The organism is Caulobacter sp. 10L414, from assembly GCF_056395525.1.
This window is the reverse complement of sequence record NZ_JBFTJR010000044.1, coordinates 1-12,543: the sequence shown is the minus strand read 5'-3', so window position 1 is coordinate 12,543 and position 12,543 is coordinate 1. Positions and strand designations below refer to the sequence as shown.

Below are 12,543 nucleotides of genomic sequence, written 5' to 3'. Positions count from 1 at the left end.
TCCATGCGCGCGCTTCTCTCCCTCGCCCTGACGCTCGGCGTCTCGGCCGCCGCCCTCTCCGCTCCCCTCGCCGCCCAGGCCGCGCCGCCGGAGAACTACGCGACGATCCGCATGAAGACCGACACCGCCTTCCTCAGCCCCGAGGAGCGCAAGGTGGTGAACCTGCTGATCCAGGCCGCCGACCAGATGACGGCGATCTACGCCAAGCAGATGGTCGCCCAGGGCGGCCCCGACGGCCCCGGCCACGGCTTCTATCCCGCCGACCTGACCAAGGCGCAGCTGGAGGCCTATCTGGCGGCCCATCCCGACCAGAAGGCGGCGCTGATGGACACCTACACGGTGGTCCGCCGCGAGGGCGACAAGCTGGTCGCCGTGCCCTACTCGGTCGCCTACAAGCCCGAGCTGACCAAGGCCGCCGCCCTGCTCGACGAGGCCGCCAGGATCACCACCAACGCCAGCCTCAAGACCTTCCTGACGCTGCGCGCCCAGTCCTTCCGCAGCAACGACTACTTCCAGTCGGAAATGGCGTGGATGGACCTTGAGGGCACCCCCATCGAGGTGGCGATCGGCCCGTACGAGACCTACACTGACGAGCTGATGGGCCAGAAGGCCGCCTTCGAGGCCTTCGTCACCCTGAAGAACCCGACCGAAAGCAGCGCCCTGGACAAGTACAAGGCCTACCTTCGCGACATGGAGGCCAACCTGCCGGTGGCCGACGCCTACAAGAACTTCAAGCGCGGCGGGGCCTCGCCCATCGCCGTGGCCGAGCAGATCCGCGGCGGCGGCGACAATCTGCACGGCCCCCAGACCGTGGCCTTCAACCTGCCCAACGACGAGCGCGTGCGCGAGGCCAAGGGCGCCAAGAAGGTGATCCTGTCCAACGTGCTGGCGGCCAAGTACGAGGGCATCCTCAAGCCGATCGCCAGCCGCGTGCTGGTMGCCGACCAGGCCGCCCTGGTCAGCCAGAAGTACATGACGCTGGAGACCCTGTTCCACGAGCTGTCGCACAGCCTGGGCCCGGGCTCGATCGTCGTCGACGGCCGCGCCACCACCGTCTCGGCCGAGCTGAAGGACATCGGCGGCACCGCCGAGGAGGCCAAGGCCGACGTCATGGGCGCCTGGAACATCCTGTTCATGATGGACAAGGGCGAGATCCCGACGGCCGAGCGCCCGCAGCTGTTCGCCACCTATCTGGCCGGCATCTTCCGCGCCGCCCGCTGGGGCGACGAGGAGGCCCACGGCCGCGGCGCGGCCCTGCAGTACGGCTACCTCAAGGCCAAGGGCGCCTTCGTCTACGACCCGGCGCTCAAGCGCTTCCGTGTCGACAACGCCAAGATGGAGGCCGGCATGCGCGACCTGGTGGCCGACATCGTCAAGCTGCAGGGCGACGGCGACTATGCCGGCATGGTCGCCTTCTTCGACCGCTACGCGCATCTCGACGACGACGCCCGCGGCGTGATCGCCACGCTCAAGGACATCCCCGTCGACATCGCGCCGGTCTATCCGGACAAGGTGTGAGGAACCCAGCGCGCTCGCGAGGAACCTCCCCCTCTGGGGGAGGCGATCGCGTAGCGATCGGTGGGGGATGTTCTTGCGAAACCGGCCGGCGACCTGGAGGTTGAAACCGTCCCCCCACCGGCCTTCGGCCGCCTCCCCCAGAGGGGAAGGTCCATCTCTTACGCCCCGAACTCCAGCCCCTGGGCCTGGCCGACGTCGCAGTCGCGGAAGCTGGCCTTGGCGATGCGGGCGCCGGTGAAGTCAGCGCCGCGCAGGTCGGCGCCGTCGAGGACGGCTTCGGAAAGGTCGGCGGTCTGCAGCATGGCGTAGCGCAGGCGCGCGGCGGCCAGGCTGCCGACGGTCTTGCGCTCGGGCCCCAGCGGCAGCGGCGACAGGAAGGCCTGGCGCAGGTCGGCCTTGGTCAGGTTGGCGCCGGTCAGCTTGGCCCCGCGCAGATCCGCGCCGCGCAGGTTGGCCGCGCGCAGGTCGGCGTTCTGCAGGTTGGCGCCCTGCAGCTGGGCGCCGGACAGGTCCATGCCGACGAAGCAGGCGCCCCTGGCGCTCATGGCCGTCAGGCGCAGGCCCTTCAGGCGATCGCCGATCGGGCGCAGGTCCTCGCCGTCGAGACGAGCCGCCGCGCCCTCCTTGCCGCCGGTCTGGCACCATTGCTGGTTGGCCAGGCAGCGGGCGTAGAGCTCGCGGGCCTTGTTCACCGCCTCGGGCGTCGAGGTCGTCAGGGCGCCGCTCATGTGCGCGCCGCTCACCCGCGCCGTCGAGGTGTCGACCCCCGACATCACCGCGCCCTGCAGGTTGGCCCCCTCCAGGTTGGCGCCCTTGACGTCGGCGTTGTCGAGGATGGCCCCGACCAGGTTGGCTTCCTTGAGGTTGGCGCCCGACAGCTTGGCGCCGCGCAGGGAGCAGTCGGAGAAGTCGGCCTTGAACGCCGAGACGCCGGTGAACTGCGAACCGTCCAGGGTGGCGCCCGAGAAGTTGACCTCGTCGACCTCGCCGTTGCGGACCTCGTGCTTGACGGTGTCCAGGCCCTTGCGGGGGTGCGGGATGGCGATCTGGCCCTCGCGGAAGTCGGCCTGGGTCAGGTCGGCCTGCGAAAGGTTGGCGCCGCGCAGGCAGGCCCCGCGCAGGTCGGCGCGCTGAAGGCTGGCCTGGCGCAGGTCGGCCTTGCGCAGGTCGCAGCCGAACAGGCTGGCGCGATCCAGCTTGGCGCGCACCATCCGGCAGCCATCGAGGATCGAGGCGGAAAGATCGGCGTCGGTCAGGTTGCGGAACGACAGGTCCAGCCCCGACAGGTTCATGAACCGCAGCGAGGCGCGCTTGCCGCCCTGCTTGCCGGTCACGAACTTCTCGTGGGCCGTGACGATCATGTCGAGTTCGGCCTGACTGAGCTTGCGGCGGCCCGCGAGGCTCTGTGCGGCGTTCATTGCGGGACCCCCTCCCGGCGATACTCAGATCTTCTACAGGCCATCGGATAACAGGAATCGACGAGCGAACGGTTAAGGTCGCCCCACACGTCTCAAATTGGGTAGCTTAGATGAGGTCTTCGAGCCCTCGGGCGCCCAGCCGGACCGTGCCGGTAATGTCGACGTCCTTGAGGTTGGCGTTGGTGAAGTTCGCCCTCGAGAGATCGGCGCCCGCCAGGCACGCGCCGCGCAGGTCGGCCCGGGCCAGGTCGGCGTTGGTCAGCAGCACCCCGGTCAGGTCGGCCGGCAACAGCCGGTCCTTGCCGATCAGCAGCGGGCCCAGTTGGGCGTCGCGCAGGTCCGAGCCGGAAAGCTTGGCGCCCTTCAGCCGCGCGCCCCGCAGGTCGGCCCGGCGCAGGTTGCAGGCCCGAAGGTCGGCGCCTTCCAGCTGGGCGCCCTGCATCTGCACGCCTTCCATGTCGAGGCCGTAGAACACCGCGCTCTTGGCCGACAGGGCCGTCAGGTTGAAGCCGCGGATGCTTTTCAGATTGCGCAGGTCGGCACGGTCGAAGACCGACGGCTTGCCCTCCGCCCCGCCGGTCTCGCACCAGCGCGCGTGGTCGGAGATCATCTGCTCGTAGGGCATGTCGGAGACGTCGACGCCCGAGGCCTTGTCGGTCAGCGCGCCTTCCATGCTGGCCCCGGTGACGTTCCAGGACAGGGTCTTGACCCCCACCAGCACGGTGTTGCGCAGGTCGGCCCCGGCCAGGTTGGCCCCCGACAGGTCGGCGCCGGCCATGTTGGCGCCGTTGAAGTTGGCCTGCTTGAGATTGGCGCGGACCAGCTTGGCGTCCTTGAGGATCGCGTCGCTGAAGTCGGCCTTGGTGGCCACGATGCCCGACAGCCGCGAGCGCTCTAGGTTGGCGCCCGACAGGTTGGCCCCCGTCGCATAGGCCTCGCGCTGCACCGGCTCGAGGATGCGGTAGCCCTTCTCGCGGTCGGCGGCGGCGATCTGGCCCTCGCGCAGGTCGGCCTCGAAGAGGTCGGCGCCGGTCAGGTTGGCGCCGCGCAGGCTGGAGCCGCGCAGGTCGGCGCGGCGCAGAGAAGAATCGGTGAGGTCGGCGCCCTGCATGTCGGCGCCGTAGAGGTTTGCGTTGTCGAGCTTGCAGCGGCGCAGGTCGGTTCCGACCAGCAGCGCGCCGGTGAAGTCGGCGTCGCACAGATTGCGTCCCGCCAGGACCAGCCCCGACAGGTCGCAGAAGGCGAAGACCGCGCGCGCGCCGCCGAGCCTAGCCGACCACAGGCGGTCGTGCTTGGCGCAGATCACGTCGACTTCTTGTTGCGTCAGGCGCCGGTGTTCCTGGCCCGCCGCTGCCGGGGTGTTCATGCAAGCTCGCGTCGTTTCCCCGAAGGGTAGACCAACTTGATGCGCCCATCAGCATTAACGTCGTGTTTCCAGGCACTTCCTGCGCGCAGACACGACCTGAAACGACCTAGGGTTCCTTTCGCCCGCGGACGAAAGGAACCCCGGAAGTCATGGATCAGCCGATCGCCGGCAGCTTCTCGGCGCGGGCTTCGTCGAGGTAACGGGCGCCCACCGGCTTGAGATCGGCGTCCAGTTCGATGGCCAGCGGATTGCCGGTCGGGATCTCGACCTTGACGATCTGGTCGTCCGGCACCGCGAACAGGTGCTTGACGATGGCGCGCAGCGAGTTGCCGTGGGCGGCCACCAGGATGTTCTCGCCGGCCTTCAGCTTCGGCGCGATCGCCTCTTCCCAGTAGGGCAGCACGCGCACCAGCGTGGTGGCCAGGCTTTCGGTCGTCGGCAGGCTGGCGCCCTTGTAGCGGCGGTCGCTGGCGAAGTCGTACTCGCCGCCTGGAGCCAGTTCCGGAGGCGGAACATCGTACGAGCGGCGCCAGATGGTGACCTGCTCCTCGCCGTGCTTCTCGGCCGTCTCGGCCTTGTTCAGGCCCGTGAGGCCGCCGTAGTGGCGCTCGTTCAGGCGCCAGTCCTTGGTGACCGGCACGAAGCTCTGGGCCGCCGCGTCGAGCGCCAGGTTGCAGGTGCGGATGGCGCGGGTCTGGACCGAGGTGAAGGCCTCGTCGATGTCGAGCCCGGCCGCCTTGATCAGTTCGCCGCCCTTGCGGGCCTGGGCCTCGCCCTCGGCGGTCAGGTCGACGTCGACCCAGCCGGTGAAGCGGTTCTCGAGGTTCCACTGGCTCTGGCCGTGGCGAAGCAGAACGAGGACGGGCATCTGAGCTCCTTGGATTTGGTCATGGCGGGCTAAGGCTCGCGAGACCTCGCGTCAAGCATCGCCCCTATCCAGCCACAGGAGGCGTGGTATAGGCGGACCATGCCCGATCGCATCTTCATGCCTCTTTGCGCGCTGGTCGCCCTGGCGATGATCGCCTTCTCCATGGTCTGGCCGCAGGGCTACGGCGACCGCTCGCCCGGTCCGTTCGGCTCGACCCCGATTCAGCAGACCCCGGAAATGAAGGCGCTGATCGAGAAGGAAAAGACCGCCGCGCGCCGCAGCGAAGACCGTCGACGTCGCGAAGCAGAGGCCGCCGCGGCCGCCAGTGCCGAGGCCGGGCAATAGGCGCTTTTTCTCGCGCTTCTATCGGTCAATCGTCACATTGATCGATCATCGTCATACGAAGAGGGTGGCAAGCAACCACTCCGACAGCTAAACGCACTCCACCACTCATTGAAGCGAGCTCCGATGTTCTCGACTCCCCGCGCCGATCTGGTTCCGAATACCGCCGCTTACGAAAACGAGCCGCTGGTCAAGGCGACGGGCTTCCGCGAATACGATGCGCGCTGGCTGTTCGGCCCCGAGATCAACTTGCTGGGCGTCCAGGCCCTGGGCCTGGGCCTGGGCACCTACATCCAGGAACTGGGCCAGACCAAGATCGTGGTCGGCCATGACTTCCGCTCCTATTCGACCTCGATCAAGAACGCGCTGATCATCGGCCTGCTGAGCGCCGGCTGCGAAGTGCACGACATCGGCCTGGCCTTGTCGCCGACCGCCTATTTCGCCCAGTTCGACCTCGACATCCCGTGCGTGGCCATGGTCACCGCCAGCCACAACGAAAACGGCTGGACCGGCGTGAAGATGGGCGCCCAGAAGCCCCTCACCTTTGGTCCCGACGAAATGGGCCGCCTGAAGGAGATCGTGCTGGGGGCACAGTTCGTCGAGCGCGACGGCGGCAAGCTGATCCGCGTGCAGGGCGAGGCCCAGCGCTACATCGACGACGTCGCCAAGCGCGCCAGCGTCACCCGTCCGCTGAAGGTGATCGCCGCCTGCGGCAACGGCACGGCCGGCGCCTTCGTGGTCGAAGCCCTGAAGAAGATGGGCGTGGCCGACCTGGTGCCGATGGACACCGACCTCGACTTCAACTTCCCCAAGTACAATCCCAACCCTGAAGACGCCGAGATGCTGCACGAGATGGCCCACGCCGTCCGTGAGCACAAAGCCGACCTGGCCTTCGGCTTCGACGGCGACGGCGACCGCTGCGGCGTGGTCGACGACGAGGGCGAGGAGATCTTCGCCGACAAGATCGGCCTGATGCTGGCCCGCGACCTGGCCCCGCTGCACCCCGGTGCGACCTTCGTCGTCGACGTCAAGTCGACCGGCCTCTACGCCACCGACCCGATCCTCAAGGAACACGGCTGCAAGGTCATCTACTGGAAGACCGGCCACAGCTACATCAAGCGCAAGAGCGCCGAGCTGGGCGCCCTGGCCGGCTTCGAAAAGAGCGGCCACTTCTTCATGAACGGCGAGCTGGGCTATGGCTACGACTGCGGCCTGACCGCCGCGGCCGCCGTGCTGGCCATGCTCGACCGCAATCCGGACAAGAAGCTGTCGGACCTGCGCAAGGCCCTGCCGGTGGCCTTCACCTCGCTGACCATGAGCCCGCACTGCGCCGACGAGGTGAAGTACGGCGTCGTCGCCGAGGTGGTGAAGGAATACGAAGACCTGTTCGCCGCCGGCGGCTCGATCCTGGGCCGCAAGATCGTCGAGGTCATCACCGTCAACGGCGTGCGCGTGCACCTGGAAGACGGCTCGTGGGTGCTGGTCCGCGCCTCGTCGAACAAGCCCGAGGTCGTGGTCGTCGTGGAAAGCACCCAGTCGGAAGACGACATGCGCGCCCTCTTCCGCGAGGAAGTGAAGCCGCGCCTGGGCGCTCGCGTCGGCAAGTACAACCAGGAAATCTGATCGGGCTCACGCCCCGTGAAGAACGAAAGGCCGGGGAGCGATCCCCGGCTTTTTTGTTTGGCGGAATCCCGCTGCTCGCCGATCCAACACCGCTCGTCATCCCGGAAAGCGCGCAGCGCTTATCCGGGACCCAGGCGACTGGGCGGGGCGGCGGCTTCAAGGCTTTCGTCGCTTGCCGGCGCAATGCGGCCGCCCCTGGGTCCCGGCTCTACGCTGCGCTTCGGCCGGGATGACGATACCGGGCGACGGAAAGCCCCCCCTCAGCCCCCCGCCGCCAGCACCTCGTCGATCTTGGCGACCAGGGCCTTGCCCGTGAACGGCTTCATCACATAGCCGGCCGCGCCCAGCTGCAAAGCCTGGACGATGCGGTCCAGCCGCCCCTCCCCGGTCAGCATCAGCACGGGGATGTCCTCGGCGCCCTGGGCCGACTTCAGGCTGCGCAGGGCGTCGAGGCCTGAAAGGCCCGGCATGCGCACGTCCAGCAGGATCAGCGACGGCGGGGCCGAAGCCACCGCCGACAGCAGTTCCTCCACCGTCTCGAACGTGCGCGCGCCGTAGCCGCCCTGCCCCAGCTGGATCTCGACCAGCTCGCGCGTCAGGGCGTCGTCGTCGGCGACATAGATCTGAGGCGGCGTAACCAGCATGCGCACTCTACAAAGGTTAACGCCGCTGCTTACCGCGCCGGTGGAGTCGCGCAAGTGCTCAAGCGCACACTCGGCCCCGATCCGGGGTCAGCGCGTACCGAAAGTGCGATCGCCGGCGTCGCCGAGGCCCGGAACGATGTAGCCGTGATCGTTCAGCTGCGGATCGACCGCCGCCGTCCAGATCTCGACGTCGGGATGGGCCGCGCGCAGGGTCTCGACGCCCGGAACCGAAGCCAGCAGGCAGACGAAGCGCAGGTCGCGCACGCCGCGCTTTTTCAGGAGGTCGATCGCGGCCACCGCCGTGTGGCCGGTGGCCAGCATCGGATCGACGACGATGACCAGGCGGTCGGCGATGTCTTCGGGGGTCTTGAAGTAGTACTCGACCGCTTCCAGCGTCTCGGGGTCGCGATAGAGGCCGATGTGGGCGACGCGGGCGGCAGGCACCAGGTCCAGCATGCCCTCGGCCATGCCAAGGCCGGCGCGCAGGATCGGCGCGAACACCAGCTTCTTGCCGGCGATGACCTTGGCCTTGGTCGGCGCGACCGGGGTCTGGATCTCGACCTCGTCCATCGAAAGCTGCCGCGTGACCTCGTAGCAGATCAGGGTCGCGGTCTCGCGCATCAGGGCGCGGAAGGTCTTGGTCGAGGTTTCCTTGTCCCGCATCAGGGTCAGCTTGTGCTGCACCAGCGGGTGGTCGACGATGGTCACGCCCGAAAGGGATTGGGTCGTCATGGGCGGCGGCATCCTGATCTTGAAACGGCTTTCCCGTTCAAGTGCCGCCTTCCGGCCTTCAGGCCAAGCGCTAATCAGCCGGCCAGGCCGACGATCGTCCTGAAGGCCCAGACGGTGCAGCCGACGCAGACCAGGAGCGTCATGAAGTCGGCCATTCCCGACCTCCGTTTCGCGACCTTGTCCTTCTTCGCCACGCCCGCCTCGCTGTCCCCTGCGTACGGGCATCTTCACGCATCAGGCTGAACACGACGCTCACAAACGCGGTTAAGCGTCCGTTTTCCAAAAGAAAAGCCGCGCCGCGCTTCCTGGGGGAGGATGAAGCGCGACGCGGCTGGGCCGGCCAGACCGTTGGGGGAGGAAATCCGGCCGGGGATCTTGTGCAAGACCCTCGCCCTTCGACTGGCTCAGGGTGAGGATCTCGAATGCAGGGCCGGTGGAATGGTCCTCATCCCGAGCTTGTCGAAGGATAAGGACCACGCACCAGACTTAGCCGTGCAGCTTGATGGCCGCGGCGGCGATCAGCTCGCCCTGGTGGCGGGCGCCGTCCAGGTCGATCTGGGTCGGCTGGCGGCTGCCGTCGCCGCCGGCGACGGTGGTGGCGCCGTAGGGCGCGCCGCCGACGATCTCGTCATTGCTCATCTGGCCCTGGTGGCTATAGGGCAGGCCGATGATCGTCATGCCGAAGTGCAGCAGGTTGGTGATGATCGAGAACAGCGTGGTTTCCTGGCCGCCGTGCTGGGTGGCGGTCGAGACGAACGCGCCGCCGACCTTGCCGTTCAGCGCGCCGCGGGCCCACAGGCCGCCGGCCTGGTCGAGGAACGCGGCCATCTGCGAGCTCATGCGGCCAAAACGCGTGCCGGTGCCGACGATGATCGCGTCGTAGTCGGCCAGTTCGGCGACGGTGGCGATCGGAGCTTCCTGGTCCAGCTTGAAGTGAGCGCCCTTGGCGATCTCTTCCGGCACGGTTTCCGGAACGCGCTTGATGTCGACGGTGGCGCCGGCGTTGCGAGCGCCTTCGGCGACGGCCTTGGCCATCGTCTCGATGTGGCCGTACGACGAGTAGTAAAGGACCAGAACCTTGGCCATCAGAGTCTCCTAGAGAAGTCTTCTTTGAGATTGGGGAGGAAAAGACGCGGCCCCATCCATTCTTTCTTGGGAGCCGCGTCTTGAAGGAATTCAGCGACGCTTTGTTTACGCCGCGTCGACCAGGACCAGTTCGGCGTCGGCCAGGGCCTTCACGCGAATGGTGTTCTCGTTGGCGATCGCCGCGCCGTCGCGGGTGTCGACCTTGACGCCGTTGACTTCGATCGACCCCGTCGAGGGCACCAGGTAGGCGTGGCGACCGGCGCCCAGCGTGTACTCGGTTTCCTCGCCGGCCTTCAGCGTGGCGCCCAGGACGCGGGCGTCGGTGCGGATCGGCAGGGCGTCGTTGTCGTCCGAAAAGCCGCTGGCCAGGGCCACGAACTTGCCGGAGCGGTCGCCCTTCGGGAAAGGCTTGGCGCCCCAGGCGGGCGGTTCGCCGCCGCGGTCCGGAATGATCCAGATCTGGAAGATCTTGGTCACGCCCGGCTCGAGGTTGTACTCCGAGTGGCGGATGCCCGTGCCGGCGCTCATCACCTGCACGTCGCCCGCTTCGGTGCGGCCCTTGTTGCCCAGGCTGTCCTGGTGGGTGATCGCCCCCTCGCGGACATAGGTGATGATCTCCATGTCGTTGTGCGGGTGCGGCGGGAAGCCGGTGCCGGCGGCGATGGTGTCGTCGTTCCAGACCCGCAGGGCGCCCCAGTGAACGCGCTTGGGATCATGGTAGCCGGCGAACGAGAAGTGGTGCTTGGCGTCGAGCCAACCGTGATTGGCGCCGCCCAGGCTGTCGAACTTGCGAACTTCGATCATGTCGATCTCCTGGAGTGTCTTGTGTGGCTGGCCGTGTTGGCCTCTCCGTTGACGAGGAAGATGGAGACAGATCGCTTGATCCGAAATAGAAATGGTCGAAAGAAACCATTTCCAAAAATGACATCATGAAACTTCCCGACTTCGAAGCCTGGGCCGTGTTCGCCAAGGTGGCCGAGACCGGCTCGTTCGCCCGGGCCGCCAAGGACCTGGGCCTGTCGAACGCGACGGTGTCGAAAGCCGTCTCCCGGCTGGAGCAGCGGCTGGGCGCCACCCTCTTCCACCGCACCTCGCGCCGGCTGTCGCTGACCGACAGCGGCCAGAGCTCGCTGGAGGCCGCCAGCCGGCTGCTGGCCGACGGCGAGACCCTGGAACTTGAGGCCTCGGCCCAGTCTGTGACGCCCAAGGGCCTGGTGCGCATGGCCGCGCCGATGTCGTTCGGGATCGCCCACCTGGGCCCTGCCCTGTCGGACTTCTTCGCCCTCTATCCGGAGGTCTCGGTCGAGCTTTCGCTGTCGGATCAGCTGATCGACATCGTCGAGGACGGCTTCGACCTGGCGCTGCGGATCTCGGCGCTGGAGGATTCCAGCCTGCTGGCCCGGCGGCTGTGCCCGGTGCGGGTGATGCTGGTCGGCTCGCCGGCCTATTTCGACAAGCATGGCCGGCCCGAGCATCCCAAGGACCTCGCCCGCCACCGCGCCCTCTTCTACACCGGCGGCCGCTCGCGCGACGCCTGGCGGTTCGAGCACAAGACCCACGGCCAGTACGCCATCAGCGTGCCCGCCCCGCTGCGGGCCAACAACGCCGACGTCTTCCGCGCCCTGCTGCTGGACGGCCAGGCCCTGGCGATGCAGCCCGACTTCATGGCCTGGCACGACGTCGCCGCCGGCCGCCTGGAGCAGGTGCTGGCCGACTGGACCCCGCCGGCCATCGCCATGCACCTGGTCACCCCGCCCAACCCGATCCGCCCCGCCCGCGTGCGCGTGCTGATGGAGTTCCTGGCCGAACGGCTGGCCAAGGCGCCGTGGCTGGGATGAGTTATCGGCTCGGCTCTCCGGTTGTCATCCCGGCCGTAGCGCAGCGAAGCGCCGGGATCTCGCACCTCGCCGCGCCGGAACCGTGGGAGATCCCGGCTCTACGGCGCCATGCGCCTTCGGCCGGATGACAAGATTTGGGGGAAACCGCCTCTGGAACTTCCCGGCGACCACTGCTAGGTAGTCGCCTCTTCGCTTCGGGCCTCGACCCGGCGAGGCGCGGGCGTGGTGAAACTGGTAGACGCGCCGGACTCAAAATCCGGTTCCGAAAGGAGTGTCGGTTCGACCCCGACCGCCCGCACCAACTCTTCCAAATATCAGGAAGGCCGGCGCTAGGCCTTCAGCCAGACCTTCACCCACCAGTCGGGCCGATCGTCCTCGGTCAGCTCAGTGGTCCAGGCCAGCACGTCGGGATGGGTGATCCAGAAGCCGTAGGGCGGCGCGTGGCCGTCGTTCTCGAAGCTCAGGTCGTGCTCGCGGTCCTGCGGCACGTCGGCGTTGGGCATCACCCAGTCATCGGCCGGCGGCGGCTCGATGGCGTCTACGAAATGCAGCTCCACCCGCAACAGCCCGGCCTCCGACGGCGCGGTCGCCGCCTCGCGAGTCGCCGGATGCCGCCGCAGGAAGGCAGCCCCCGCCTCGTTGGTCAGGATGATGGGCTTGAGAGCGGAAAGCGGCGTCGTGGTCATGGCCGCAAGCTAGGCGAGGCCGCCGGCCGACGCCAGGATTCGCGCAAGACGCCGCCACGCGCCAAGACGCGAGCCCGCCTCAAGGCAGGCTCGCGCTAGCTGAAACTTCGATCAGTTCGCCGGAAGCGACAGGCGTCTCAGTCGCCCGAAATCGGGTCGAGATCCTCGTCGGCCGTCTGCGGGCCGTCCCGTCTTCCACGATAGAGAATGATGCCGCCCCACACGATGACGCTGAGCGCCAGTACGATCAGCGCCGGCCATTGAGCCATCTGCATTTGTTTCCACCCTGTTTTTTGACGATGCAATCACAGGTTCGCGGGCGGCGCTACTCAGTTTGGGAAAATGAGTACGATTTCGCAGATCGACGTTAGGCATCAGATCCTCCCCCTCTGGGGGAGGTGGCCCGGAGGGCCGGAGGGGGA

The 12,543-nt window shown here is 67.7% G+C and carries 13 protein-coding genes and 1 tRNA gene; 5 read left to right on the top strand and 9 right to left on the bottom strand.

Annotation, left to right across the window (positions count from 1 at the left end; all coding sequences use genetic code 11):
* Nucleotides 1-3 precede the first annotated feature (3 nt).
* Nucleotides 4-1,518, top strand: a complete 1,515-nt coding sequence (locus AC1DCG_RS17295; protein ID WP_477030675.1) for a dipeptidyl-peptidase 3 family protein — start codon at nucleotides 4-6, stop codon at nucleotides 1,516-1,518.
* Nucleotides 1,519-1,676: 158 nt separating this feature from the next.
* Here AC1DCG_RS17295 and AC1DCG_RS17290 read toward each other — a convergent pair whose 3' ends face one another.
* The 3 genes from AC1DCG_RS17290 to gpmA all read right to left on the bottom strand — a co-directional run bounded on the left by AC1DCG_RS17290 (nucleotide 1,677) and on the right by gpmA (nucleotide 5,170).
* On the bottom strand, nucleotides 1,677-2,936 hold the full coding sequence (locus AC1DCG_RS17290) for a pentapeptide repeat-containing protein (RefSeq protein ID WP_477037093.1): 1,260 nt from the start codon (nucleotides 2,934-2,936) through the stop codon (nucleotides 1,677-1,679).
* Between the two features lie 106 nt (nucleotides 2,937-3,042).
* Entirely contained in the window at nucleotides 3,043-4,302 is a 1,260-nt protein-coding gene (locus AC1DCG_RS17285) for a pentapeptide repeat-containing protein (RefSeq protein WP_165259573.1), read from the bottom strand.
* A 154-nt stretch (nucleotides 4,303-4,456) separates the two neighbouring features.
* Nucleotides 4,457-5,170 (bottom strand): 2,3-diphosphoglycerate-dependent phosphoglycerate mutase, encoded by a 714-nt coding sequence (gene gpmA, locus AC1DCG_RS17280; protein ID WP_165259571.1) that lies wholly within the window; start codon nucleotides 5,168-5,170, stop codon nucleotides 4,457-4,459.
* 99 nt (nucleotides 5,171-5,269) lie between these two features.
* Between gpmA and AC1DCG_RS17275 the strand changes: the two genes are divergently transcribed.
* Nucleotides 5,270-5,515: a hypothetical protein gene (locus AC1DCG_RS17275; RefSeq protein WP_165259569.1), complete on the top strand. Its 246-nt coding sequence runs from the start codon at nucleotides 5,270-5,272 to the stop codon at nucleotides 5,513-5,515.
* A gap of 123 nt (nucleotides 5,516-5,638) precedes the next feature.
* Nucleotides 5,639-7,135: a phosphomannomutase/phosphoglucomutase gene (locus AC1DCG_RS17270; protein ID WP_477030673.1), complete on the top strand. Its 1,497-nt coding sequence runs from the start codon at nucleotides 5,639-5,641 to the stop codon at nucleotides 7,133-7,135.
* 260 nt (nucleotides 7,136-7,395) lie between these two features.
* On the opposite strand, the gene AC1DCG_RS17265 is transcribed toward AC1DCG_RS17270, so the two are convergent.
* From AC1DCG_RS17265 to AC1DCG_RS17250, 4 genes are all read right to left on the bottom strand, one after another.
* Complete coding sequence (locus tag AC1DCG_RS17265) at nucleotides 7,396-7,779, bottom strand: response regulator (RefSeq protein ID WP_477030672.1); 384 nt, start codon at nucleotides 7,777-7,779, stop codon at nucleotides 7,396-7,398.
* An 87-nt stretch (nucleotides 7,780-7,866) separates the two neighbouring features.
* Nucleotides 7,867-8,511 (bottom strand): uracil phosphoribosyltransferase, encoded by a 645-nt coding sequence (upp, locus tag AC1DCG_RS17260; protein WP_334348668.1) that lies wholly within the window; start codon nucleotides 8,509-8,511, stop codon nucleotides 7,867-7,869.
* 486 nt (nucleotides 8,512-8,997) lie between these two features.
* Entirely contained in the window at nucleotides 8,998-9,597 is a 600-nt protein-coding gene (gene wrbA, locus AC1DCG_RS17255) for an NAD(P)H:quinone oxidoreductase (RefSeq protein ID WP_477037091.1), read from the bottom strand.
* A gap of 105 nt (nucleotides 9,598-9,702) precedes the next feature.
* Nucleotides 9,703-10,401: a pirin family protein gene (locus AC1DCG_RS17250; RefSeq protein WP_165259557.1), complete on the bottom strand. Its 699-nt coding sequence runs from the start codon at nucleotides 10,399-10,401 to the stop codon at nucleotides 9,703-9,705.
* A gap of 125 nt (nucleotides 10,402-10,526) precedes the next feature.
* On the opposite strand from AC1DCG_RS17250, the gene AC1DCG_RS17245 reads away from it, so the two are divergent.
* A complete protein-coding gene (locus AC1DCG_RS17245) occupies nucleotides 10,527-11,435 on the top strand; it encodes a LysR family transcriptional regulator (protein ID WP_477037089.1) in 909 nt (302 codons plus the stop codon).
* 216 nt (nucleotides 11,436-11,651) lie between these two features.
* A tRNA-Leu gene (locus AC1DCG_RS17240) sits at nucleotides 11,652-11,736 on the top strand.
* Nucleotides 11,737-11,764: 28 nt separating this feature from the next.
* Here the strand turns inward: AC1DCG_RS17240 and AC1DCG_RS17235 are convergent.
* Both AC1DCG_RS17235 and AC1DCG_RS17230 read right to left on the bottom strand, forming a co-directional pair.
* Nucleotides 11,765-12,121 carry a hypothetical protein gene (locus AC1DCG_RS17235; protein ID WP_477030669.1) on the bottom strand — a complete coding sequence of 119 codons (357 nt, stop codon included), beginning with the start codon at nucleotides 12,119-12,121 and terminating at the stop codon, nucleotides 11,765-11,767.
* A 137-nt stretch (nucleotides 12,122-12,258) separates the two neighbouring features.
* Nucleotides 12,259-12,390 carry a hypothetical protein gene (locus AC1DCG_RS17230; protein WP_276611577.1) on the bottom strand — a complete coding sequence of 44 codons (132 nt, stop codon included), beginning with the start codon at nucleotides 12,388-12,390 and terminating at the stop codon, nucleotides 12,259-12,261.
* Nucleotides 12,391-12,543: the final 153 nt, after the last annotated feature.